At 34.5% G+C, this 26,060-nt stretch carries 23 protein-coding genes and 1 tRNA gene; 10 read left to right on the top strand and 14 right to left on the bottom strand.

Annotated elements, in window-relative coordinates; all coding sequences use genetic code 11:
- Positions 1-178: 178 nt before the first annotated feature.
- Positions 179-1,618: an alpha-amylase gene (locus KIK00_RS11180; RefSeq protein ID WP_255816616.1), complete on the top strand. Its 1,440-nt coding sequence runs from the start codon at positions 179-181 to the stop codon at positions 1,616-1,618.
- Positions 1,619-1,817: 199 nt separating this feature from the next.
- On the opposite strand, the gene KIK00_RS11175 is transcribed toward KIK00_RS11180, so the two are convergent.
- Together KIK00_RS11175 and KIK00_RS11170 are read right to left on the bottom strand one after the other, a co-directional pair.
- Positions 1,818-2,228 (bottom strand): thiol-disulfide oxidoreductase DCC family protein, encoded by a 411-nt coding sequence (locus KIK00_RS11175; protein ID WP_255816615.1) that lies wholly within the window; start codon positions 2,226-2,228, stop codon positions 1,818-1,820.
- 4 nt (positions 2,229-2,232) lie between these two features.
- Complete coding sequence (locus tag KIK00_RS11170; protein WP_255816614.1) at positions 2,233-2,700, bottom strand: heme-binding domain-containing protein; 468 nt, start codon at positions 2,698-2,700, stop codon at positions 2,233-2,235.
- Between the two features lie 461 nt (positions 2,701-3,161).
- On the opposite strand from KIK00_RS11170, the gene katG reads away from it, so the two are divergent.
- Positions 3,162-5,441, top strand: a complete 2,280-nt coding sequence (katG, locus tag KIK00_RS11165) for a catalase/peroxidase HPI (protein ID WP_304664996.1) — start codon at positions 3,162-3,164, stop codon at positions 5,439-5,441.
- A 136-nt stretch (positions 5,442-5,577) separates the two neighbouring features.
- On the opposite strand, the gene KIK00_RS11160 is transcribed toward katG, so the two are convergent.
- Positions 5,578-5,793: a hypothetical protein gene (locus KIK00_RS11160; protein WP_255816613.1), complete on the bottom strand. Its 216-nt coding sequence runs from the start codon at positions 5,791-5,793 to the stop codon at positions 5,578-5,580.
- 346 nt (positions 5,794-6,139) lie between these two features.
- Here KIK00_RS11160 and KIK00_RS11155 point away from each other — a divergent pair, with 346 nt between their 5' ends.
- From KIK00_RS11155 to KIK00_RS11145, 3 genes are all read left to right on the top strand, one after another.
- Positions 6,140-7,594: a tyrosine-type recombinase/integrase gene (locus KIK00_RS11155; RefSeq protein WP_255816612.1), complete on the top strand. Its 1,455-nt coding sequence runs from the start codon at positions 6,140-6,142 to the stop codon at positions 7,592-7,594.
- A gap of 775 nt (positions 7,595-8,369) precedes the next feature.
- Positions 8,370-8,657 carry a helix-turn-helix domain-containing protein gene (locus KIK00_RS11150; protein WP_255816611.1) on the top strand — a complete coding sequence of 96 codons (288 nt, stop codon included), beginning with the start codon at positions 8,370-8,372 and terminating at the stop codon, positions 8,655-8,657.
- 259 nt (positions 8,658-8,916) lie between these two features.
- Positions 8,917-10,314, top strand: coding sequence for a hypothetical protein (locus KIK00_RS11145; RefSeq protein ID WP_255816610.1), 1,398 nt, complete (start codon positions 8,917-8,919; stop codon positions 10,312-10,314).
- Positions 10,315-10,571: 257 nt separating this feature from the next.
- Here the strand turns inward: KIK00_RS11145 and KIK00_RS11140 are convergent, their stop codons facing one another.
- The gene (locus tag KIK00_RS11140; protein WP_255816609.1) at positions 10,572-11,387 is read right to left on the bottom strand and encodes a hypothetical protein; all 816 of its coding nucleotides are present in this window, start codon (positions 11,385-11,387) and stop codon (positions 10,572-10,574) included.
- A 384-nt stretch (positions 11,388-11,771) separates the two neighbouring features.
- Between KIK00_RS11140 and KIK00_RS11135 the strand changes: the two genes are divergently transcribed.
- The gene (locus KIK00_RS11135; RefSeq protein ID WP_255816608.1) at positions 11,772-12,167 is read left to right on the top strand and encodes a hypothetical protein; all 396 of its coding nucleotides are present in this window, start codon (positions 11,772-11,774) and stop codon (positions 12,165-12,167) included.
- 3 nt (positions 12,168-12,170) lie between these two features.
- Here KIK00_RS11135 and KIK00_RS11130 read toward each other — a convergent pair whose 3' ends face one another.
- From KIK00_RS11130 to KIK00_RS11105, 6 genes are all read right to left on the bottom strand, one after another.
- A complete protein-coding gene (locus KIK00_RS11130) occupies positions 12,171-12,425 on the bottom strand; it encodes a hypothetical protein (protein WP_255816607.1) in 255 nt (84 codons plus the stop codon).
- A 620-nt stretch (positions 12,426-13,045) separates the two neighbouring features.
- Entirely contained in the window at positions 13,046-13,414 is a 369-nt protein-coding gene (locus KIK00_RS11125) for a hypothetical protein (protein WP_255816606.1), read from the bottom strand.
- 468 nt (positions 13,415-13,882) lie between these two features.
- Positions 13,883-14,653, bottom strand: coding sequence for a hypothetical protein (locus tag KIK00_RS11120; RefSeq protein WP_255816605.1), 771 nt, complete (start codon positions 14,651-14,653; stop codon positions 13,883-13,885).
- A 321-nt stretch (positions 14,654-14,974) separates the two neighbouring features.
- Positions 14,975-15,415: a hypothetical protein gene (locus KIK00_RS11115; protein WP_255816604.1), complete on the bottom strand. Its 441-nt coding sequence runs from the start codon at positions 15,413-15,415 to the stop codon at positions 14,975-14,977.
- Between the two features lie 16 nt (positions 15,416-15,431).
- Entirely contained in the window at positions 15,432-16,412 is a 981-nt protein-coding gene (locus KIK00_RS11110; RefSeq protein WP_255816603.1) for a hypothetical protein, read from the bottom strand.
- Between the two features lie 4 nt (positions 16,413-16,416).
- On the bottom strand, positions 16,417-16,794 hold the full coding sequence (locus KIK00_RS11105; RefSeq protein WP_255816602.1) for a hypothetical protein: 378 nt from the start codon (positions 16,792-16,794) through the stop codon (positions 16,417-16,419).
- 1,047 nt (positions 16,795-17,841) lie between these two features.
- On the opposite strand from KIK00_RS11105, the gene KIK00_RS11100 reads away from it, so the two are divergent.
- Complete coding sequence (locus tag KIK00_RS11100; protein WP_255816601.1) at positions 17,842-18,366, top strand: antirestriction protein ArdA; 525 nt, start codon at positions 17,842-17,844, stop codon at positions 18,364-18,366.
- Between the two features lie 148 nt (positions 18,367-18,514).
- Here KIK00_RS11100 and KIK00_RS11095 read toward each other — a convergent pair.
- Positions 18,515-18,585, bottom strand: a tRNA-Gln gene (locus KIK00_RS11095).
- A 377-nt stretch (positions 18,586-18,962) separates the two neighbouring features.
- Here KIK00_RS11095 and der point away from each other — a divergent pair.
- Together der and upp are read left to right on the top strand one after the other, a co-directional pair.
- Positions 18,963-20,273: a ribosome biogenesis GTPase Der gene (der, locus tag KIK00_RS11090; RefSeq protein WP_047378925.1), complete on the top strand. Its 1,311-nt coding sequence runs from the start codon at positions 18,963-18,965 to the stop codon at positions 20,271-20,273.
- A 244-nt stretch (positions 20,274-20,517) separates the two neighbouring features.
- Positions 20,518-21,168: a uracil phosphoribosyltransferase gene (upp, locus tag KIK00_RS11085; RefSeq protein ID WP_255816600.1), complete on the top strand. Its 651-nt coding sequence runs from the start codon at positions 20,518-20,520 to the stop codon at positions 21,166-21,168.
- Position 21,169: 1 nt separating this feature from the next.
- Here the strand turns inward: upp and KIK00_RS11080 are convergent, their stop codons facing one another.
- The 3 genes from KIK00_RS11080 to KIK00_RS11070 form a co-directional block, all read right to left on the bottom strand.
- Complete coding sequence (locus tag KIK00_RS11080; RefSeq protein WP_255816599.1) at positions 21,170-21,856, bottom strand: alpha/beta fold hydrolase; 687 nt, start codon at positions 21,854-21,856, stop codon at positions 21,170-21,172.
- A gap of 183 nt (positions 21,857-22,039) precedes the next feature.
- A complete protein-coding gene (locus tag KIK00_RS11075; protein WP_255816598.1) occupies positions 22,040-22,693 on the bottom strand; it encodes a ComF family protein in 654 nt (217 codons plus the stop codon).
- A gap of 154 nt (positions 22,694-22,847) precedes the next feature.
- Positions 22,848-24,326, bottom strand: a complete 1,479-nt coding sequence (locus KIK00_RS11070; RefSeq protein ID WP_255816597.1) for a helix-turn-helix domain-containing protein — start codon at positions 24,324-24,326, stop codon at positions 22,848-22,850.
- A gap of 126 nt (positions 24,327-24,452) precedes the next feature.
- Between KIK00_RS11070 and aceB the strand changes: the two genes are divergently transcribed.
- Positions 24,453-26,027 (top strand): malate synthase A, encoded by a 1,575-nt coding sequence (gene aceB, locus KIK00_RS11065; protein WP_255816596.1) that lies wholly within the window; start codon positions 24,453-24,455, stop codon positions 26,025-26,027.
- Positions 26,028-26,060 lie beyond the last annotated feature (33 nt).

Raw genomic sequence — 26,060 nt, 5'->3', positions numbered from 1 at the left:
ATATATGGATTAAAAGAAAAATTGTTTCGAGAATCTGAAAAATTTATGATTTTTTAATGAAAACTTTAAATGACTTTCTTCTTGATTTATTATTGAAAATTAAAATATTTCCCCTTCATTTGAATTTGTTTTCAATAAAATTGTATCTTGTTTAATAGATTGATAATTAATTTTTACGATGAAAAAAACATATTTTTTCCTTTCCCTATTGGCTTTAGCACTAGTTAGCTCTTGTCAGAACAGAGATGAATTGATTACGGAAACTTCCAGACAGGAAGAGGTTCATAACAAAACTGTGAATGTAACTCAGCATGACGGCCGGCCGTTCAGTACCGGAAATGATTCCGGGTCTATGCAGGGTAAGTTTATAGCGGGGCCAGGTGGAGGTGTACTGATGCAGGGCTTTTACTGGGATGTTCCTGAAGGAGGCAACTGGTGGAATACCGTTAAAGATAAATTAACCGCATGGTCTGATGCCGGAATTGGTGCCGTATGGCTGCCTCCTGCTTCAAAAGCGCAGAACGGGGCTTACTCTATGGGATATGATCCTACGGATTATTATGATTTTGGAAATTTTAATCAGAATGGAAGTGTGGAAACCCGCTTTGGATCAAGAACTGAACTTGAAGCATTGATTACAAAAGCGCATGCAGAAAGTATGCAGGTGTACGCAGATATTGTGATTAATCATAATAGTGGAGGACAATCTGAAGCTAATCCTTTTACCGGAACCAATACATGGACGGATTTTTCAGGTGTTGCTTCAGGAAAATTTCAGAGAAACTATAATGATTTTTATAAAAATGCCTACGGAAATAATGATGAAGGGGCTTTTGGCGGATTTCCGGATCTGTCTCATGCCAACCCTCATGTTCAGGACTGGCTTTGGGGAAGAGATGATTCTGTTGCAAAATATTATAAGAATGTGATGAAATTTGATGGCTGGAGGTTTGATTACGTTAAAGGTTTCGGACCTTGGGTTGTCAATACCTGGAATTCTAAAGTAGGTGGATTCTCTGTTGGTGAATTATGGGATTCCAACGTTAATACATTGGAATGGTGGGCAAATAATGCCAACAGTTCAGTATTTGATTTTGCCGCTTATTATAAAATGGATGAAGCTTTTGATAATGGGAATTTAAACGTTCTGAATGATGATATGATGTGGAAAAGAAATCCATACAAAGCAGTCACTTTTGTAGCCAATCATGACACGGATATTATTAACAACAAAATGCCTGCATATGCCTACATCTTAACCCATGAAGGATATCCTACCATTTTTTACAGAGATTATGAAGAATGGCTGAACAAAGAAAGGTTGAATAACCTGATCTGGATTCATAACAATAAAGCGACCGGAACAACTTCTATTCTTTATACTGATAATGATGAATATATTGCAAGACGTAACGGATACAATGGCAATCCCGGACTGGTTGTTTATATCAATACATCATCAAGCTGGCAGGAAAGATGGGTGGAAACCAATTGGAGCAGCCAGCAGATCAAAGATTTCACCGGACACTCAGGCTGGTATCCTACAACTCAGGGAGATAAATGGGTGAAAATCCAATGTCCTCCAAATTCTTATTCTGTGTGGTCACTGAATTTATAAATAATGGGTAATAAGGTAATAAGCGGGTGATAAAATTATTTTTTTATAATCAATCATTCATTCCAGCTTGTTTTGCTTATCCATCAGGCTTGCCATTCCGTAGGAATCTCTACAATCCATCATTTTTAATGTCAAATAGTATGAGTTTCTTACGGAGTGGTATTTTATATAAGTTGAAGAAAATTATGTGTAAGATAAATTACATCTGAATAAACTTTTTCTTCTGATGCTGGTCCGGTAAATAACACTTCTGATTAGCCAGTTTCATTCTGTTTCTGGAAATAATATCGTATACTTTATCGCTTAAAAAAGCAGGCATAATTTTTCCAATAAAGGAAAGTTTATAAACTCCTCCCAGTAAGTTAGCGATTTCCAGTACTGCCCTTGATTTGATCTGGTAGTATCTCCCTGGCTTCCATAGATACATGGTATTGAATACATCAGTTTCCAGGCCTCTTTCGGATAAAAATTGTTGCCCGAAATCAGACTGAAGAGAAGCGAACATGAATTGGTCTTTCTTGTCACGCTCCAAAATCCACTGCACCCAGAAATTACAGACACCGCAATCTCCGTCAAAAAATACAATATGTTTATTTTCCCAGTTTTCCACGACTTTATTTATTAAACATAATTCTTCTTTCTGTGTCTTCTTTTACTTTTTTGAAATAGTGGATAAGCTCTGCACGCTGTTCATCCGAGAGTTTGGCATTCTGATGTCCTATATAATAAGATTCAAGCGGCATTTCTTTTTTTTCAACCATTTCTATACATTCCTCCAGCTTATGAAGTTGTCTTTTAGACTCATATACTGCAAAGGTAGAAAAATTAAGATGTTTCCTGCCTTCATTAATATGATTTTTTACCCACCATGAAGCAGGGGAAATATTAGTATACCATGGATATGCTGTTTCATTGGAATGACAATCGTAACAAGACGTTCTAATGGTTCTGGCAATTTTTTCCGGAGTGTTTTTAATTTTCAGAAAATCCATGCCGGGTGTAGGAGGTGGATTTGTTTTGTCGATAGGAAAAAACTGAATGATGATAAAAGCAACAAGAATGATAACAATTATTTTTTTCATAGCAGATGTTTCATGTTTGGTAATGATAAAGGTAGTTAATTTATTTTTAGTGAGTTTAAGTTGGAAGCCGGAAGTTGGAAGCTGGAGGTACTTTTAGTAGTTCTTTGAATAGTGTGTTTTTTCATATTTTTTTAGGAATTGTTAATTTATTTTTCATGATGCTATTAAACTTGCTTCTCCTAGTTTCCTTCTTCCTTTTCCTACAAATTCTTACGTTGAGTAATTCTAAATTGAGTGGTATACTGCCGTTTTTATTTAAGTTAATTTGAAAAATTACTAACTTAATACCACAATTATGTCTTAGCTTTTTATGCTGTTGAAAAAGTTTGTTTATAGTTTTTAACTATCGTTGAAATAAAAATTAATAGATTGTATTTATCAATCAAACGTTGTAGGTTTGTCATATCATATAGCAGAAAATTTAAACTGTATTAATCAATATAAAAATAAAATAAACGACAATGGAAAAAGATTTGAATGACATCAGTAAATGCCCGTTTCATAACGGAACAATGAAGAAGAATGTAGCAGGTGGCGGAACCCAGAATTCTGATTGGTGGCCGGATCAGCTTAGAGTAGATCTTCTGCGCCAGCATTCTTCCCTTTCTGATCCTATGGACAAGGATTTCGACTATGCCAAAGCATTTGAAAGCCTTGATCTGGAGGCAGTAAAAAAAGATCTTCATGCATTAATGACAGATTCTCAGGACTGGTGGCCAGCAGACTTTGGTCATTACGGTCCACTATTTATCCGTATGGCCTGGCACAGTGCCGGAACGTATCGTGTAGGTGACGGAAGAGGTGGAGCAGGAGCTGGACAGCAGCGTTTTGCACCGTTAAACAGCTGGCCGGATAACGTAAGCCTTGATAAAGCAAGAAGATTATTATGGCCGATCAAACAAAAATATGGGAGAAACATTTCATGGGCAGACCTTTTGATTCTTACAGGAAATATTGCTCTTGAATCAATGGGGTTCAAAACATTCGGATTTGCAGGAGGACGTGCAGATGTTTGGGAACCGGATTCTGATGTCTATTGGGGATCAGAAAAAACATGGCTTGGAGGTGATTTACGTTATGCTCATGGTTCAGAAGGAGTAGTAGAAGGAAATTCAGCAGTTCTTCCTACCGATGATAATGCAGACGGAGATATTCATTCAAGAAACCTTGAAAATCCATTGGCAGCTGTACAAATGGGACTTATATATGTAAACCCAGAAGGTCCGGACGGAAATCCAGATCCTATTGCTGCCGCTAAAGATATCCGTGATACTTTCGGCCGTATGGCAATGAACGACGAAGAAACGGTTGCTTTGATTGCCGGAGGACATACCTTTGGTAAAACCCACGGAGCTGGCCCTGCAGATCATGTAGGCAAAGAACCTGAAGGAGCAGGAATTGAACTGCAGGGATTAGGATGGGCAAGCAGTTATAAATCCGGAAGCGGAAAAGATGCTATTTCCAGTGGTCTGGAAGTGACCTGGACAGAAACTCCGACTCAATGGAGTAATTATTTCTTTAAAAACCTTTTTGAAAATGAATGGGAATTAACAAAAAGCCCTGCCGGAGCCCACCAATGGGTAGCAAAGGATGGAGCTGATATTATTCCCGATGCATTCGATTCTTCTAAAAAGCATAAACCAACAATGCTTACAACAGACCTTTCATTGAGACTGGATCCTGTTTATGAAAAAATTTCAAGACATTTTTACGAAAATCCTGATGCGTTTGCCGATGCTTTTGCAAGAGCATGGTTTAAATTGACACACAGAGATATGGGACCACGTGCCCGTTATTTGGGACCGGATGTCCCACAGGAAGAACTGATCTGGCAGGATCCTATTCCTGAAGTAAATCATGAGTTGGTTGACGGAAATGATGTGGAGGCATTGAAATCAAAAATTTTAAATTCAGGATTAAGTAATGCTGAACTTATATCTACAGCTTGGGCTTCTGCTTCTACTTTTAGAGGAAGTGATAAACGTGGTGGAGCCAACGGAGCCAGAATAAGATTAGAGCCTCAAAGAAACTGGGAAGTGAACAATCCTTCACAGCTGAATAAAGTATTAGGAGTATTGGAAGGAATTCAGAAAGAATTCAACGATTCTCAAAATGGAGGTAAGAAAATCTCTTTAGCCGATTTGATTGTTTTGGCAGGTAATGCTGCAGTAGAAGTTGCTGCAAGAAATGCCGGACAGGATGTTAAAGTTCCTTTTGCCCCAGGAAGAATGGACGCTTCTCAGGAACAGACAGATGTAGAATCTATGGGATATCTTGAGCCTATTGCCGATGGATTCCGTAATTATCTGAAAAGAAGATTTACAGTATCTACAGAATCTTTACTGATAGATAAAGCCCAATTGTTGAGTCTTACAGCTCCGGAACTGACTGTATTAGTAGGAGGTATGCGTGCTTTGGATACAAACTTTGATGGTTCAAAACATGGTGTGTTTACCACCCGTCCGGGAGTTCTTACCAATGATTTCTTCGTAAATCTTTTAGATATGGGCACCCAATGGAAAGCAATGTCAGACGATAAACAACTTTACATGGGAACAGATCGTTCAACCGGTCAGCCAAAATGGACGGCAACCCGAGCTGATCTTGTTTTCGGCTCCAATTCTGAATTGAGAGCGATAGCTGAGGTATATGGAAGTGCAGATGCACAGGGTAAATTTGTAAAAGACTTTGTGGCAGCATGGACGAAGGTGATGAATCTGGACAGGTTTGATCTGGTTTAATAAATAAAAAATGAAAATAAAAACGGGCTGTCTTCCCAAAGACAGCCCGTTTTTTTATACTTATCGGTGATTTTGAAGGGTCAATAGAAACCTTGTTTATTTTATTGACCTCGTTTTAATGTAATAATTTCTTCTACTAATAGTGGATCATGTTTCTTGCCATAGCAATGAAATCCTGATCTTCTGGTCTTATTGAAATGAATTCTATATCATAATCTCTGTTTTCTTCTTCCCCAGTCATTATAAAACTGGATCCTGAATTAAAGTCTCTTCCTTCAATATAGGATTTCCATGGAGATTGGGTTGCTTTATTACATATTTCCATGATATTTTTTAATTCTAAATCTGTCATTTACTTAGTTTTAGTCGGATTTTTAATTAATTGTTGGATTAAATAATTTTTGGCCTGCTATGCCATTATTCCTGTTCTGGGTTAAATTTACAATTTAAGAATTATCATGAAGATTATAAAAGCAAAAACCATCCTTAAAAAAGGATGGTTTGTAGACTCACAGGATATAACATCTTACATTTGTTTACATTTTATTAAATAAATTTTATGCCTTGTATTGCTGGTTAATAGGTGGTTAAATTTTATTGGATGCAAATAAATTTAATTGCATTCAAAATTTACAGTGACCAAAATAGTGACCAAACTTGAAATATTCGTATATTTGTTATGCAGATATTTTTATTTTATGGCACAGTATAACAACGAAACAGGAAGCGTAAATTTCAGACTGAAAGAACCAAAAGCAGAAATCTCCCGAATAATGGGAAGATATTCGTTTAAGGGTTTACAGGCGGATTTTTCCACAGGTTTAAAAGTTGCTCCGAGCAGTTGGGATAGCGAGACTAAAACAGTGACTTCGGGAACAGATAAAAGAGAAATCAACCAAAAGTTAAGTAAATTCAAAACTTCCATTGTGGATGGTCATAAAAATTTCAATGAACATTACAACCGTGTACCAACAAAAGAAGAACTAAAGACAATTGTTGATAATGCAGTAGAGGGGAAAGAACTCAACACGGTACAAAAGAATAAGAAATCTTTTGATGATGTTTTTCAGGACTTCACGAAATTGATTGAGCTAAAAAACACCCGTGCTATTGCATCAGGACAAAAGCCAATGCACAAAACCTATATATCATCTTTTAACGTGATGTACAAAGATTTAAAAGATTTTGCAACTGATAACAGTATATTTTTAGATATTGATAAATTTGATGAAACACAGTGTTTGGAGTTCCAAAATTGGCTTATTGCTACGGAGAGGGTAAAAGAGCTAAGTACACTCAGAACACGGATCAAAAGACTGTCACAGGTGCTAAAACGTGCATTTGAAAAAGCTTACACACAAAACAGAAGTTACTTGCAGGACGAATTTAGCGTTAAAGTTCCTCCGAGTTTCCATACGGTGCTAACTGAGCCTGAAATCAAAATATTGTATGAGCATGATTTTTCTAATTCTCCGAGATTAGAAAGAGTTCGAGATTTGTTTGTTCTCGGCTGTCATTGCTCACTCAGGTTTGGAGATATTACACGAATTGAAAACGGACATATTGACATTAGCTCAGGAACTATAAGTATATTGTTAAATAAAGGTTCTCGTGTTGATAAGTACAAAACTGTAAATTTTCCAACCTTTGGATTTACGGAAGCTATTTTAAATAAGTATAACAATGATATTCAGGGTATTGCGATTTCTAATCAAAACACAAATGAGTACCTGAAGGAATTGTTTAGAGAAATTCCATACTTCAACGAAAAGGTAATAACCCGTGAACGTCCAACTAATGAGGGAGTTGTATTTGAAACAATCAATTTTGCGGATAAGGTAGCGTTTCACGATTCTAGGAGGAGCTTTTGTACTAACCGATATATTGAGGGTTGGGACTTATTGGAAATATGGCAGTATACAGGGCATACGGATGAATCTGTTTTCAAAACGTACTTCAAACCGACCTTTGAACACGAACAGGTAAGACAGGAGAGTATCAAGGCAAGAAACGAAAAATTACAAAGAGTTGATTTACAAGCAAAACAGATTGAAGATTTGCATAAAAGAATGCTAAAAATGCAGGAGCTTTATGAGAGTGGAAACATGGAGCAGTTGGCTGAAATCATTAATATTAACAAAAATGTTTCTTAAAGCCCGAAAATTAAAATTTTGGCACGGTATTTGATTTTGACTCAAAAGTTTTAAATCTGAAAAATAAGATATATCACTTGATAGTGATTAATGAGTAAGTAAGATGCGAAACGAGCGAAGTTGTTCTTTAAGATTATTTCAAGTAATTATATAAGTCTTCATTGGAGCGACCATACCTAGCGAAATGCTAAAGATTAGGGGAGCAGGAATTTCATTCAGAAGGATAATTACGCCAAAGATTGTATAATATAGTTTTTGAAGGTTGCGGGAAGCACTCCGAACTAAAATAACAGGCGCAGATTTATATTTCTATGGAGAAATTATATTTTATAACGAAATAATTATATTTAAACGTAACTAAAAAGACCAATTATTTTAAAGAATATCAAGGGGGAATCACCTATTAAAAAACGATATTGGCAAAAATCGAAAGTACCTAGAAAATAGGGACGTGGGATGCACACATTATAACGCAATTTCGGAAATTCAGGGAGAAGTTATATCCTGTCAATAAGTCGGAAGCGGTCAACACATACTGCACAAGGGGTTGCACCTTATAAAAAACGTATTCTGCGCTATGTCAGGGAATACTTATGCCTAAACAACAAAATTTTAACAACTATTAACAAACAAATATACAGACTCAACTCAAAAAGTTGGGTCTTTTTTTATGTCCGAATAACAACATCAGGAAATCTCGAAAGGGGTTTCCTTTTTTTATGCCTGTATGTCAGGTAATTGAACAAATAAATTAACAATATAAAAAACATACATTATGAACAGTAACAACAACAGTGACAACAGACCACTATTCCAACTTACAAAAGAAGAACTTATGCAGGATTTTGAGCAAATAGTTCGTAAAGTAGTCAACCAAATGCAGGTTGAGCAAGTTTCAAAAGATGAAAAAGAGTTTTACACCCGTAAAGAAACATCTGAACATTTAAATGTTAGCTATTCAACATTGCATAATTGGAATAAAAGCGGAGTTTTAACTCCTATTAAAATGGGTGCAAAAGTGTTTTACTCTAAAAGTGATGTTTCAGCCCGTTTAAACCCTTAAATTCTTTGTTTTACAGTATAGTAATAAAATCCCTTGTTAATCTATTTAAGCTCCTTAAAACCTGTTTTAAGAGTGTATTATAATGATTATGGATAAAAAACATCTTTTTCTTATTATATCGCACAACTCTGCGTACGCATGCCGTAAAAGCCTTATAAACGCCCAAAAAATCAACTAAAACATTCCGTATAACAAAATCTGAATGCATTGCTAAAATAGCCGTGTACAGCCCTTGTTATGTCCTTTTTATAACATTATTATGAGTGAATATTATGTATTAATACCCAAAAATCTAAATTTAGAACAAAGATTGTCTAAATTCCCGCCTGATTTTGAACTGAGCAAAGATTATTGTCATTATTTTATCTCCGAACTGATTAAAGAATCATGTAACCAAGATACAGACGAATTCGGCAGTTTTGAATCTATAATAGAGCATTATATTCCACGATGTGCAGGAATTAATCAATCTATTTACAGAAATTCTAAACAGCACATAGATTATCTTTATCAGGATTTCGGGGGTGAGGGGCGGATGCTTTGGAAACGAAATTACGATTCTGGTAGTTGCTATGCATATCATCTGCCTAAACATTACTGGGGTGATGGAGAATTGAAGCTGTATTCTATTACTGAAAAAACTTTTGCTGGTAAGGTCAAGAAGATTAATGAACCTCAGATTGACAATACAGTGCGAAAACGCTTTGATTTTACACGAGGGTATTTTGATGTTTCCCGCTTTGAATTAGACGCAGAATCAGCCTTAAATGAGCTTTATTTGGATTATTTGCAGACGGGAGACTATAACAAGTATCTTTTGAATGCTCAAAGAGTAGTAGATTTTAAAAATGGATGTTTTAACTTCTATAACAAGCCTGAAACGGACGGTAGATTACATACCGCTATAACATCATTTTCTAAAATATGCAGGAAGTATTTGAAATATGATGGTGAGAATCTGGCGGAAGTCGATTTGTCGTCCTCAATTCCATTCTTCTTGTCCTATATACTCTCTATTCCTACTACCTGCGGGGAGACTAAGGCGGGGATACTATGCACACAGCTATGTAGTCAGGATATACTCTATCATTATATGATAGTAGAATCTTTGGTAAAGCCTTCTGACAGGGAGATAGCGGATTTCAAGGAACTTGTGCTGAACAACCGACTTTATGAGCATTTTATGGACGGCTTTATGAACCTTCCAACCTTTGAATCAAGTTTTGAAATTATGTTTAGTAGGCAATTTGATGGCGATGAAGGCGACCTAAGAAAATATACTAAAAACAAATTTTTAGCTATGCTTTTTGCGCATCCTAAATATTACATTCAGGAACAAACTGTATTTTACAATCATTTTCCTAAAATATATGAGCTTACTAAAAAGTTCAAACGAGTGAAATTTGAGGGGGTTCTGCCGTCTGAAAGACATAAAAGACTTTCATATTTGCTGTTTCAATTAGAATCTCATTTTATGGTTCACACTATTGCTCGGGAGATAAACAATACTTTTAAAAGAAAGATTCCGTTTTTTACATTGCATGATTGCCTAGTCGTAAAAGAATCAGATTTAGACCAAGTTTATGAATTGATGCATGAAATATTTATTCGTGAGATTGGCTATGCTCCAAATATGACTAAAAAGATTTGGAATTAGAATAAACTCTTAGATGTTACTTGAATTATAAATGATATTCTTATATCCTGTTGTGTAGCTGATTTTGTGTTTAATAAACTTTTTTATTTTAGCTGATTTTACATGAATTTATGATAATGATGAGTACCTGAAATTTTAGGCGAATTCGTAGTTGAAATTATGTATATTAAATACCTCTTCTTAGTTTGGGAATTTTTCTCTCATCATCTGCTTTGGGATATTCATCAATAGAGATTTTAAGAAGAGGTATATTTAGATTATGGTGCTAATTGAATATAGCTCATTTTTGTTCTTCCAAGACTGTCAGAAGAATGTAGACGAGCAGTACCACCAGTACCACCAGTTGTACCATATGTAAAACGAGCTCCTAAATAATAAGTAGTAGGTCCAGTTACTGTTACTGTCATAGTTCCCATATTACCTCCTGAAATAGCTGTAGTTGAATTTATTGTTGGAGGTACTTGATAACCGCACACAAAAACAGCTGAATTAACTACCAGATTTCCAGGGCTTGGTGCTGTGGTCAACCACGCGACAACGGATGCTGTTGATGAAACAGTACTTGCTGTGAGATTAATCTGAGCATAAAGCTGATATTTAATTTCATAAGTTCCAGCAGCAGGTAAAGTAATATTTAATATGTTAAAGTTTTCCTGAAAAGGTAGTGGACCAGTTGGAATGAGATCATAGTTTCCATTAAGAACAGATTCTCCTGTTAAAGGAGTAAATTGTGTTTTAATAACATTTCCTGAAGCGTCTACACCTAAAATTGCCCCATTAGAAACAGGACTTGCAGAAGTAAGATTCGTGAATTTCAATCCTGAAACATTGTTAGTGCCTGAATTTAGCTCTAATTTTGAAGTCGGATTAGTAGTTCCTACTCCTACATCTCCATTACTTGTTACAGCAAAGTCATTTAATTGCTGAGCTGTATTAGGAACTCCTGTTGTGGGATTGTCTTTTTGTCCATCAACATGGAACATGGTTTGCGGATTTGGGGTGTTAATTCCTATTTGAGCAAATGTAGAATTTGCAAAAAAGAAAAATAAAATAATAAATGTAATTTTTTTCATGACTTAAATATGTTTAATATAATGCAAAATTAAAGTAAATATATTAAACAATTATGTTTTATTTTGAGTGTAATTTTAATAAATATGTTGTTTGTAATGTAAATTATTCAAAATAAATCATAAATCATAATTTAGAGAATTTTATTCCAATTCAGCATTATATTTTTAAGTTTGCTATTATAAAAGAATTTCTTGAACATGGTGAAATTTAAACATTCTCAAACATTTTTTGTTACTTATATAAAACTGCGCTACGTTTAATAAATATTAATTAATAATGTAGTTTGGGTGATTTATTTAAATAATTAATGTCAATTGTTTAAATATTCGTAATTTTATATAACATTAACATACACATGAAACAACTGAAAATAATTTATTACCATGAAACATTTACTTTTACTAACCGTTTTAGGGCTGATTGCCCTTACAGTAACAGCATGTAGACAGCCTGGCAAGGTGAAAGCCTTTACAGCTGAAAACTCGGTGAATACTGATAATATTGTTAAAAATGTTTATACTGATGATGAATTTGGGGAAGATAATATGGAAGTTACGATTAATCACAGTAAAAATACAGCAACTATTCATCTGGAAGGACAAACGTATCAACTTAAAAAAAGTAGTGATTTACCTAATTACACAGCTGAAAATGATGAATATAGATATACTGATATCAATGGTGAGATAACTCTTTTAAGAAAAGATTTTGATATGGTTGTTTTTCATCATGAGCGAGAGCCTGAAAGGCAAAAATCCAGTCATTTCACTTCTCAGTAATAACTATAGCTTTCCTTCTCGACAGTTCAAAATATTATCTTCACAAATCCTGTATACCATGTATTTACAATCTGTGGAGAAATCTAAACAGGTTTCATCCGTGAAATTTGCAGGATTAGCTTTGTACTCTTTCAAAAATCTTTCAAAATCCTCTGCTTTTGAAGGTGCTATAACAATCTCAAAGTACTTAAAAGTCAATAAGTCTTCTAAACTTTTCAGAATTTCTTTTTTGTGATTTACTGCCTGTTGATAATTCATAGTTTTGCTTTTAGTCATACTAATTTACAAAAATATATGGCTTATCATTATACATAAATCAATATTTTAATTATATATCGAGAATATTTTTAATTATATCTTGTAAATATTAATTATAATGTTTAAATTTGAAATACCCGATTAGAAATTAATATTGTTTATTTATTACCACAAGGAATTGTGGTAATTTTTTTAGTTAGATATTACTTATGAGAATTACTCTGATAGTTTTTCAACTCAATGTTGAAATTGTAATGAGTCTTAAAAATGTATAATAATCAGGTGTAAAATTTTATAGTAAATATCGAATTAGTATTATTTTTTTTTATTGGAATAATGAAATTCATGTGTTTTTCTGGCAAAATCTGAAAAATTGATATTTTGATTTGAATTTAAATAATAAATCGCATACTTTTGAAAAGAATTTAATTTTTTTTTCATCATTTGTGTTTTTAGGTCTCTCCTTTTGCGGGAAGACCTTTTTTTCTTATTAGGTTAGGATTTAAAATAAAGGAGGAATTTAAATTATGTTTTTCGACTTCTCATCTTCATCCTATATTACCATATAAAAAAGACTTTCTTTTAAGACAGCCCCCTAAAAAATATAAAGTTAGTTGTTTTTATTTTTTTTGAATTGAGCGGTAATAATTTGCAATATTGACTGCTACAGAGATTACAAGCCCTTTAATAAATGATAAAAGCAGTATTTTGTTTACATTACTCTTAGTATAGTCATTATCATTATAAAAATTAATATCCATAACAAATATAATAACAGTTAATGTTGAAGCAGCTAATAATATAATCCCTATCTTTTTACACTCATTTTTATTTTCAAAGTTAATTAATACAGTTGAAAAAACTTTACCTTTTTTGTTAAAAATAGTAAAACCACATATAATTTCTCCATATACCTCCTGATGGAGAAGTTTGAAAATATTGAATATAGAATTAAGAGAATCCGCGGGAAATAAAAAACAGTAAATCATCTAGCTAGTATTTGACCTAAGAAAGTATAACCTAGATACCACGGATTTGCTTGTAAGGAAGTTTCAGAGTTTGATTGGGGGTAGTAGAGGTGAGGGGTGATTGAGGGTGAAAAAGGACAAAATCAGTCTATATATTAAGAGTAATTTGTACTGTAAGATAAAAAATAACCTTGACCGTTTGGTTTGCGGTCAAGGCTGATTGTTTGAAAGTTATTGGATTAAATTTGTGATAATTCAATATATTAATATCATATTTTCTTTCTGTTCATGAGAACAATTATTAATAATATTACAAAAGAAATTGTTACTGATTTCAATAAAATTTTATTGAAGGTTTCTAAATTAATAGAAGGGTTATCTTCAAATTCTAAATATATATTTAAAAATAATCCTACAAAAGACATAGAAAGAAAAGCCGAAATTAAAATAATAACCTTTTGTTTTGTATTCATCGTTAAATTGATTTTATTAATCTGGCCAGATTGATGATAAAGCTCCTCCCGCTGCTACTGCAATAAAATATGTAGCTGGGGCAGCAGGACCAGAAGTAAAAGCTGCACCTATTGCCCATCCAATACTAGCTTGAGCAATACCATTACCATCTTTTTTAACCCACTTTGGAGTGGCTCTACTAGTACTTGAAGTTGTGTTTTCAGTTTCAACATACCAATAATGTGCTGAAGACTTACTAGTAGCAACAAATATTCTCAAAACTTGTTTATCAAAATCATCTTTAATCGATTCAATATTATTAGTATTGTTATTAAGAATGTTTATTACTGATTCATAACTAAAGCCAGAGTCAAGTTGATTATTAATATTTAAATATAATTCTTTGGCCTCAGTAGTATTAAGCTGATTTATAACGGTTGATATGTTTTTTTCGACATCACTATTCTCGTCAACAAATTTAAATACTTCATCTTTAGTATATGTGTCAAGACCAACTTCAGTATCACTTAAAGACTTGTAGATGTCTTCTTTAGATTCATAAAAATTTGTTTTAGAAACCTCAGATAACCTTCTTAAAATATTGTTGTGTTCATCTCCTAGCTTATTGGCGTCTAGGGTAAGGATTCTTTGAGTTTTATCATATCCCTCTCTAGCATAAATCTTAGAGTTACTGCTATTTGCGACATTTGGGGTTAGGCTTGATTCATTTTCAGTTCCTGTACAAGAATATAGGATACCAACAATTAGAAGCAAAAAGATAGAAAGTAAATTAATTTTTCTTGTCATAATGTAATATTTTTAATTGTTCAATTTGTGAGTAAAATATATAAAAAATTAAGCTCTGTAATGTTCTGAGTTTAATGTTATTTATAACTATTCAAGATTTTAAATCTTAAAGAGAAATTTTATAAAATTATGATTGGCTTGTTCAAAATACGCAAATAATTACCAAACCTTAAATTATTTGCTAGAATACTCTAGGATTTTCATGCTTATGTGTTTTTTTGACCAATTTAAAAATTTTGTGGATTAAATCAAAATTTATTTCTTTGTTTATTGATATTGCAAAGATATAGACTCAAAGCGACAAAACTTGACGTATTATATTTACATTTTTACCAAATCAAACCAAGTTCCGTTACTGTTATCTTTCCATTGTATGTGGGTTGCTGATACTTTCCTGAACTCAAAACTCTGTGTTGTGGTTGTGATGTTATATTTAACAGTAAAGTTATACTGCGCATTACTGTTAACGGTTTCGTCAACACTTCCACCGTTCGGACTTGATTTGATTGTTCCCGTCATACTCTGTTCGCTTACACCTGTTACAAGTAGTATAAAATCATCTGTTGTAAATTTGTATAGCTTGTTTGAGGTTGTTCCATTAGTCACGCCCCAAGTTCCCTGAATCCACGTGGGAGGGTGAAAATATTGAGTTGTTGAAGGGTTTGTTTGCTGTGTGTTGTTATCATCGTCATTGTTGCTCGAGCAATTTACGGTTACTAATAGAGTTGTTAACGATAATGCTAGGAATAATTGTTTTTTCATAATTGAAATTTTGATGTTAATTATAGTTTTGGTTATTTCTTTTCTGTTCCTCAACCCACATTTCATGCTCCATTTGTAACTGTCGAGCTTGTTCGTGTTCTTCGGGTGTAATGCTCTTCCATTCTCTGATAATCTGCTCCTTTTCTTCTTTGGTCAAGGTTTTTGGATTATTAGATACTGTGGTGTTATGGATTTTAGAGATTCGTTCCTTTTCCTGACTTGCTTCTGCGTAACTGTCAAATCTCATCATGTACCTTTCAAGAATGTTTTTGTCAAACAGATAGGCGTTGCACTTTGCCTGTGTATCGTCTAAAATCATGTATTCCTCATCAGTGCTAATAGTGTAGGGTGTGTTAAATATCCCTGTTACTATGACAGATTCTTTACCGAAATATTTGTCTTTTACCTTGAAGACTACAAATGAGTGTTTTACGGCTGTTTCGGGCGTGTTTTGAGGGATTGGTATATTTGGGTTGTTTAAGGCTGTTTTTGTGGTGTCTGTAACTGTTTTAGAGGTTGTGATTGGTTCTTGTTTAGTTTTGTCACAACTGATACCTAATATTGGCAGAATCAGAATCAAAACCTTTAGACGGTATCTTTTAAAAAACAGTGCGATGAGTGTGTATGCTAACCAAAACAACAGGAGATATTTGTAATCGCTAAAAACAGATTTTGCGTATAACACGCCTTTATTAGAGTAGCTCTTGAACTCAGAATCAAACAGTAGCTCACTACACATCATTCCATTTGTCGGTAAATCTATCTTTGTTCCAAAAGGCGTTGTTTGATACAATGCACCTACGGGTGTTATTCGGGTGTCGTATGTTCCGCTCAAAACAATCTTGTGTCCATAATCTATGGCGGGTTTACCAAGATTGGGGATGAATGAGAATGTACTAAAATGCTCGACTGCAAAAACTGATAAAAATGCCAATACAAAACCTGTCAGCACTGATTTTGGGATGTTTTTGTCAACCTGAATAGTTTTCTTTTCCATCGTACTATTGGTTTTTAAGTTGTGCAATCATTTCTAAAAATATCTCAAAGTAATCCGAGTTTTTCATGAATGTTTCTCGAGACATACCGTTGTAGATATTCTTACGATACATTTCGTAATGGGCTTCTGTACCGTATCTATGGTCTGCATAAGCTGAATTGATGCAAACCTGTCTCAGGCTGTTTTCGTCATAAACTTTTGATATGACTAGCGGTAAGACTTCCGTACCGTCTTTGAGTGTGATTTTATCAAGCCCGTAGCTTTTGAGTTCCTGATACTTGTTGAGATAATCTGTTTTAGAAAGATTGTTACAATCAAATTTTTCCTGAGAAAATGCGCTCACTGCCACGAGCAACATAGTAGAAATAAAGACTTTTTTCATAGTGATTTGTCAGCTCACTAATCCCGCAAAGTGAAAGGTTATTAATGCAGAAAGCACGGGATTAAACCATACTTGCTAAAGGAGGCTCTGACAAAGCCAAACAACACAAATAGGAATAACCCGTGCCCCTATAGCACGAGTCATAAACTATTTATTCTGTATTGTTTTTTTTGAAACTGTCAGATTTCCTTTAACAAAATAAAAGCTATGCTTCTGTTTTTTTCGATAAAATTGTAGCTACAAAAATATGAAATTTTACGAATCTTTTGGCTTTGCTTCAAAAACCTGTGAAATTTTTTTCAGTATTAAAGATTTTATCTTGGTTTTAGGTATGGTAAGCAATCTCTATGGTTTTATCAGAGGTTAAAAAATCAGTGATTTGAAAAGGTGTGATTTTGTCAATATATTATCTCTCTATTTACCCCAAATGCTCTACCGATCTTTGTAAATAATTATGAGTAGATGTGTTAACGGATAGTACCAATACACTATTAATATTTACCTCCCCTAATAATACGCTTCTAACTAATCTAAACTAATATTTCGGGAATCAATGGGGTGAACCCTTATCTGTTTTAAGAACTTCTGGGTTTATTGTTATAAGGTTGGCTGGCTGGCTGGGCAATATATATGCTCCCATTTACCCCACCGTATCAAATTTTCAATGTAAAAACGCCCCCCTGTACCCAATCTCAAAATTTTGAATATGTATCGGGTCTGTACCTACTATAACGTTTTGGGTATGGGTTATCTGACTTTTTTCGTAACGTCCCCTATGTTCGGATTTTGTTTTTCTCAGACTGTTTTTGTTTTCCTGCGCTCTGAGTGGTTAAAAAGTTTTTAACAACGGTTGATATTTTGGTTAAAAAGTGCTTGTAAAGCTGGTGGTTATCATGTTTTTGTCGTATATTTATACTGCTTATTTGAGCGACTTACTACCTTGTTTCTATGTGTACAAGGTTTCAGAAAAAACAAAAATGCCTAGAAGTATTGGCGTACTGCTAGGCGACATCAATAAATTTTAAATCTGACTTAAAATTATCGACTATGACAAAGTTAACAAATTGTCTTGATACGGCAAGTATCTATGTAGGAACGTACGCAAAGTACAACAACGGCTCATTATTTGGGAAATGGTTAAACCTTTCGGATTATTCCGACTATGATTCACTGCTCACCGCAATGTATGAGTTACACAGTGACGAATCCGACCCTGAATTTATGTTTCAGGACTATGAATGTCCTTTTCTTGAAAAAATGGGTTTGTTAAGTGAATGTCACATATCTAAAGATATTTACGAAATAATAGAACAAATCAACGATTCAGGTCATGACCTAGAAGTTTACGAAGCGTGTTTAGATTGTTTAGGTAAAATTGAGTTTCAAAGCCTTTATGAGTATGTAAACAATTTTTATTACGGCGAGTTTGAAAGTGATGAAGATTTTGTACAATGGCTTTACGAAGATGATACGTTTAATATTCCTAATTGGGTTGTGATTGATTGGAGCGCAACCGCACGGAGCATAATGTATGATTATTTTGAATCAGATGGACATTATTTCCGAGCTTAAAAATACAATCAGATTCAAATAAGTTCAATGATGTACACTCAAGGAGTTTTTTACAAAAACAGTGACCAAAATCGTGACCAAGTGACCGAAAGTGACCAAAATAAAAAAGCAACTTGCTGTAAATTAGCGAGTTGCTTTTGTTTGGTTGTAGACCCACAGGGATTCGAACCCCGACTGACGGTACCAAAAACCGGAGTGCTACCGTTACACTATAGGTCTGTTTCGATGATGCGAAATTATAGAATTTATTTTAAATATAAAAATCAAAATTAAAGATTAATTAACATAATAAGAATATAAAACGCTTTACTTATTGATATCCAAATAATTATTTTTTAATAAAAAATTAAAAAAAAGTCTGCTTCTACCCCATAAACAGCAGATTTATGAATATTGTCTGCTCAATTTGAAGAGTAAGGTTTATGCTAATTTATCCGATGGATAATAACTTCCAGCCTCCTTCTTCCAGCTTCCATCCTTAAAAGCCTCGTTAAATAATAAAATCTTATCTTTGCAAAAAATTGGGCTCCAAAAGTTGGAGTAACCCATTAATAACATATCCTGAGCATAAGCAGAAGGATTATTAAACATTTTTTATGTCAAATATTGTCGCAATCGTTGGACGTCCCAACGTAGGAAAATCCACGCTTTTTAATCGTTTATTAGAAAGAAGAGAAGCTATTGTAGATTCTACAGCTGGTGTTACCAGAGACCGTCACTACGGAAAATCTGACTGGAATGGAGTAGATTTTACTGTAATTGATACCGGAGGTTATGATGTAGGTACGGATGATATCTTTGAAGAAGAAATTCGTAAGCAGGTACAATTAGCCGTAGAAGAAGCTACTTCCATTATCTTTATGATGAATGTGGAGGAGGGACTTACTGATACAGATTACGAAATTTACAGATTACTAAGAAGATCCAATAAACCAATTTATATTGTTATCAATAAAGTAGATTCTGCCAAAGAAGAACTTCCGGCAACAGAATTCTACCAGTTAGGAATTGATAAATATTACACTCTTTCTTCCGCTACCGGTTCAGGAACAGGAGAAATCTTAGATGATATCGTTAGAGACTTCCCAACAACAGAATATAAAGATCCTTTTGAAGGATTACCTAAAATCACTATTGCGGGTCGTCCAAACGTAGGGAAATCTACGATGACAAATGCTTTACTGGATGTTGAAAGAAATATTGTAACTGATATTGCAGGAACTACAAGAGACAGTATCCAGACTTTATATAATAAATTCGGGCACGAGTTTGTATTGGTAGATACTGCAGGGATGAGAAGAAAATCTAAGGTAAGTGAAGATCTTGAATTCTATTCTGTAATGAGATCTATCCGTTCTATCGAGTATTCTGACGTAGTAATCATTATGGTAGATGCTACACAAGGTTGGGAATCTCAGGATATGAATATCTTTGGATTGGCTCAGAAAAACAGAAAAGGAATTGTAATCCTTGTTAATAAATGGGATTTGATCGAAGACAAGCAGACCAACACAATGCGTGATTTCGAAAAATCAATCAAAGACAAAATCGGTCAGTTCCAGGATATTCCAATCTTATTTGTTTCGGCTTTAACGAAGCAGAGAATCTTAAAAGCTGTAGAAGTAGCAATGGAGGTTTATGAAGACCGTAAGAAGAAGATCAAAACTTCAAAACTGAATGAAGTAATGCTTCCAATCTTCGAAAATACACCGCCACCAGCATTGAAAGGAAAATATATCAAGATCAAATATTGTGTGCAGCTTCCAACGCCGTCACCACAGTTTGTATTCTTCTGTAACCTTCCACAGTATGTAAAGGAACCTTATAAAAGATTTACTGAAAACCAGTTGAGAAAAGAATTCGGATTTACCGGAGTTCCGATTGAAGTGTATTTCAGACAAAAATAATAAGAACAATGTTCAAGAAAAATCCGGTAAGTTTGCTTGCCGGATTTTTTTTGATTTTAAATTAAAAACCTAGCGCTCATCCCTAAAATCAGACTTTTTATCATTAAATAATTATAATATATTGCATAGGTTTATTTTCATTAATATGCTTTATTTCTCCTCTGGCCCAATCTTTCAATTCGTTTTTTAGTTGTAATTTTGCAGGAATTAATATCAATTAACTGAAATTAAAAATAAAATTTTCATGCTTACTATTTTATCGCAAAACTTTTCTCTTGTCAATGAATGGATTAACGAACTTAGAAACGTTGACATTCAGCATGACCGAATGAGATTCAGAAGAAATATGGAAAGAATCGGAGAGATTGCCGCTTTTGAAATCAGTAAAGGACTGGAGTACAGAGAAGTTGAAATTCAAACTCCTTTAGATACAATAAAAAGCAGGGAAATTGCTGTACAGCCGGTTATTACCACTATTTTAAGAGCCGGAGTTCCATTGTTTGAAGGAATTCTGAACTATCTAGACAGGGCTGACTGCGGTTTTGTAGCTGCCTACAGAAAACACGATGCAAACGATTATTTCTCAATCAAACAGGATTATCTGACCTGCCCAAGCATCGAAGGCAGACCTTTGATTGTGGCAGACCCGATGCTGGCAACAGGAGCTTCTTTAATTGAAGCAATTAAAGACCTTTTAACCAATGGAAATCCAACCCAGCTTCATATTGTTGCAGCAATTGCTTCAAAACAAGGTGTTGAAACCATTCAGAATGCTTACCCCGAAGCTCACATCTGGGTAGGAGCGATAGATGAAGAATTAACATCAAAAGGTTATATTACTCCTGGTTTAGGAGATGCCGGAGATCTTAGTTACGGAGAAAAACTTCAAAGATAATTTAAGAAAGATTCCAAAAATCTTTTATTAAATTCAACAATAGACTTGGTCGTACTTTATCCAGTGGATGTTTTGTATCCGGAAGTACGGCCAATTTTGCATTCGGAAGACTTCTGTAAACTCTTGAACTCTCTTCAATAGTTACCATATTATCTTTATCTCCTACCATGATCTGAATAGGAATATTAATCATCGCAAGATTATTTTCCAACGGAGGATTTTTACCTAAATCAATCATCAGATCAGCAATAGCAGGAAGAAGCTGCTTCCATTTTGATCCGTGCTGTGATTCTAAAAGTAGGGCATACTGCGGAATTTTCTCAAGAATGATATCAGGATTAAGCATTTTACTTTCTTTGAAAGCCTGCTCCTCAGTCCAGTCAAACTTTGTTCCTAAAGTTATAATCGAGTTTACATTTTCAGGGCTTTTCATCGCATAACAAAGCGCTGTGTAACCTCCCATGCTGTGCCCGAAAATCGAAACATCTCTTAAGTTATTCACTTCGCAGTATTCTGATAATTCCTGAGTATACTTTTCAATACTAATACCCTCTGCCGGAAGTTCCTGGTTTCCATGTCCTGAAAACAAAGGAGTGTGTACCGTAAAATACTGGGAAAGAATGTTCAGATAAGGTGTGAAAATGTCGCTGTGACCTAAAGCTCCGTGTAATAAAAGCAGATTTGGCATAGTTGTTTAGTTTCCGGAAAATTAGGAAAAAGAATTGAACGATGAAAATAGATTGGGGAGGAGAGTTGGAGGACTTCAGAGTTTTGAGAGTATTTTTAAATATGATTTCCGTACCACACACCCCGAATTCCACCATCCCGAAACTGATCCCTCGCACCCCGTATCTCGAAAATCGCATCTCAATCAGATATCCACTGCCATCACCAAAACGCTCACTTTATTATTTCCTGCATTTAAAATCTCCCAGGCAACTGATGAAACTGTATTTCCTGTGGTGAAAACATCGTCAATCAGAAGAATATGCTTTCCTGTTACAGGTTGGGTGACGGAAAATGTATTAATAGATTCCAACCTATGTTTCTTATCTTTTAAAGCCTGAGCTTTTGAATAGTAATTTCGTTTAATTAATTGATGATCGAAAGGGATATTGTAAAATGAAGATAAAGTTTCAGTGAATAAATGGAGTTGATTATATCCGCGTTCCTTAAATTTCTTTGGATGAAGAGGTATGCTTACCAGTAAATCAGGTTTTTCGTGATCGAAATCCAGACGTTCTGTTGTCCAGTCTGCAATGATCTTTCCTGTTTTTTCCCGGCCTTTGTATTTCAGTTCATGGATAATCTTTCGGCTTAAGCTCTCCTCTTCAAATTGCAGTAAGGCAAAGGTGTTTTCAACAGGGAAAAACAAACTGCATTTTTCCTTAATCGGATTATTTTCAAAGTAGGAATAGTGGGTAAAATAAATCTGGCTAAAACAAAGATCACACACCAAAAGTTCAGGATCAATGATTCTGTTGCAGTGGATGCAACGGTTGGGAAATAATAAATCTAATATCATGACTGTGTTTTGCACTAAGATAGGAAATAAAAGTCAATGATGAATTTTGCTTCGTAAGTGAATAGTCAATATTGCAAAAAATTCATAAGCGAATAATTTAGAACAGTATAAAAATTGACAAGCGAAGCGAATGGACGATTCACCATTCACCTTTTTAACTCTCAAACCTCTTCCTTATTTTTTCAACAGAACTTTTCATGCTTAGATTGAAATGTTCCTTTTCCAGCCTTACCGGCGGTGCCTGTCTTACTTCGCAATCTGCAATGCTGCAGGATTCACAGGTAACTCCAACATTGATGGTTTTCAGAGAAGGAGATTTTATAAAACTTATTTTTTTGATTGTCTGTGAATTCAATAAAATGCCAAGGCAGTAACTTCTGTTGCTTCCATCTGAAAAAGGATTTTTTTGCGATGTGGAAATAACAAGATAGCTTATTCCCTGATCTTTATAATGAGATATTTGAGCATCAGTAAGGGTTTCATTTTCTTTTAAATGATCAAGATTTTTCACGGCAATCCATCTTCTGCAGTAGTGTTCGTTGGTTGCGTTGGCATGGGGAGCCTGCTGATGGTTCAGATGAAGTTCTTTTAAAATCTGAATCTTATCTGAATTTTTCTTTTTTACCAGACACAGATAGAATAAGTCCTTAATTCCCATTTCAGACGAAAGAATATTGGTCAGTCGGTAATAGAATGTTTCGGGGGAACGGGTAAAACTGTTGATAAGATTTTCAAAATTTACAGATTCCCATGTGTTGTGCTGGAAAAATTCTGATGTCTTTTCAATGACAGGCTCTTTTGAAATTAACAGAGCGCCTGCAAAATATGAAGCGTAAAAGTTGTTGAGAATTTCTTCAAAACTTCCGAAATCAAGCCATGAATACGTGTTGGGACGATTTTTTAATTCCAGTACATTAAAGCCGATTTCTTTAGCCAGAATAAATGTTTTCTGGTCTTTTTCCAGTTTTTGGTTCAGTAGTAATAGTTTTCTCTCCGGAATATAAAGCGAACGAAGGTTGTCCAGAGTCCCGTATTTTTCAAAATCTTCAGATTGAATCGTGTAACTGAATTTTTCTGCAAGAATTTTTTCCAGAATCTCAGACTTTAAATTTTTGCCGGGTTGTACCTGGTTTTCCAGAATAAACAGATTTACTTTTTCTTCAATTTCCGGAAAATAATTGTCATACAATTCCTGAAATGACCTTAATACAGCAAAATAAAATCTTTCTTTTCCAAGATTATAATTCTGAGAAATTTCTATCAGTGCATTGATGAAAGCCGTCACTTTCTTGGGAGCATCACTTATGATGCTGATAAGGTTGTTTTTGCTGATCCCGAACAGCTCCAATGGAACTTCCTTGAAAAAATCAGACTGCAGAATTTCATTGAAAGGCGCCAGGCTTTTATCAAGTTTGGTAGAAACCAGATCATCAAAAGTACAGCTTAGAGCTTCAGAAAGCTGAATAATCTTATCATGTTTGGGATATTTTTTTCCGTTTTCAATTTCGTTAAGGTAAGATTTTGATAATCCTGTCTTTACAGCAAGATCCTGCAGAGACCAGTTTTTCTTTTGTCTCTGCTGTTTCAGTTTTAGTCCGAAAACTGTTTTGATAAAGTCACTTTCTGAATTCATTACTCAAATATAAATAATTAGATGCGATTATTCGCATAATAATTTTTAAATAAATTTAGCGAACGTTCGCTATTTGTGAATATTTTTATTTATGTTTGTAATATCAAATCACAAAATCAATATGTTATGGAAACCAAGACTCAATTAGAAATAAAAGCTCAGAAGCAGTTTGAAGCAGTTTTTACTCCGGGTTTGGCAGATTTTCTGATTGCTCTTCATCAGAATTTCAATCACAAAAGACTTGAACTTTTAAAAGAGAGAAAAAATACACAGCAGAATTTTGATCATGGAAATCTTCCTGAATTTTTAAAAGAAACAGAAGAGATCCGAAATGGAAATTGGGTGTGTGCACCTTTGCCGGAAGATTTGTCAGACAGAAGAGTAGAAATTACAGGACCTGTAGACCGCAAGATGATTATCAATGCCTTGAATTCCGGAGCTTCTACGTTTATGGCAGATTTTGAAGACAGCAGCTCGCCGGTATGGGAAAACTGTATTCAGGGGCAGATTAATCTTTCTGATGCTATTAACCGTACTATTGATTTTGTAAACGAGACAGGAAAAGTCTATACGCTTAATGAAAAGCCTGCCGTTTTGCTGGTTCGTCCCCGCGGACTTCATCTTCCGGAAAAACATATTGAAATTAATGGTGAGAAAGCTTCCGGTTCACTGATTGATTTTGGACTGTATTTTTTCAGAAATGCCAAGTCGCTTTTAGAAAAGGAAAGTGGCCCTTATTTCTATCTTCCGAAACTGGAACATTATAAAGAAGCCCGCTGGTGGAATAATGTTTTTGTTTTTGCACAAAATTATCTGGGAATTCAACAGGGTACAATTAAAGCTACGGTTTTAATAGAAACCATTACAGCATCATTTCAGATTGATGAAATTTTATTTGAATTAAAAGAACACAGTGCGGGACTGAACTGTGGCAGATGGGATTATATTTTTTCCTATATCAAAAAATTCAGAAACCTTCCTGAGTTTATTGTACCGGACAGAGATCAGGTGACCATGACTTCTCCGTTTATGAGTGCTTATTCAAAAAGAGTCATTGAAATATGTCATAGAAGAAATGTACATGCGATAGGCGGAATGGCGGCTCAAATTCCGGTAAAGGACAATGATGAAGCTAATAACCTAGCTTTTGAAAAAGTAAGAAACGATAAGGAACGGGAAGTAAAAAACGGTCACGACGGAACCTGGGTAGCACATCCCTCATTAGTTTCGGTGGCAAAAGAAATTTTTGATCAGTATATGCCTTCCAGAAACCAGATCGACAAAAAATTTGAGTATCATATTACAGAAAGTAATCTGCTGGAAATTCCCAAAGGTGATATTACCGAAAAGGGAGTCAGAAAAAATATCAACGTAGGAATTCTTTATCTTGAAAGCTGGCTGATGGGAACTGGTGCTGCTGCCATTTATAACCTGATGGAAGATGCGGCTACTGCAGAGATATCAAGAACACAGATCTGGCAATGGCTGAAAAATGAAGCGGTGTTAAGTGATGACAGAACACTTACCCGCAATATGATTTTACAGTGGGAAAGCGAAGAAATGGACAATATTGAAAAGTATGTAGGAGAATCCCGTTTCAAAAACGGAAAATTCAATCTTGCCAAAGAACTTTTCAATGAATTGATCTTTTCAGAGAATTTTGAAGAATTTCTGACCCTTAAAGCGTATCCTTTTATTTAGGAGAATATTGGTTGCTAGTTTTATAGTTGCTGG

This window comes from Chryseobacterium sp. MA9, assembly GCF_024399315.1.
GTDB lineage: Bacteria > Bacteroidota > Bacteroidia > Flavobacteriales > Weeksellaceae > Chryseobacterium.
This window is presented reverse-complemented; position numbering and strand designations above follow the sequence as displayed.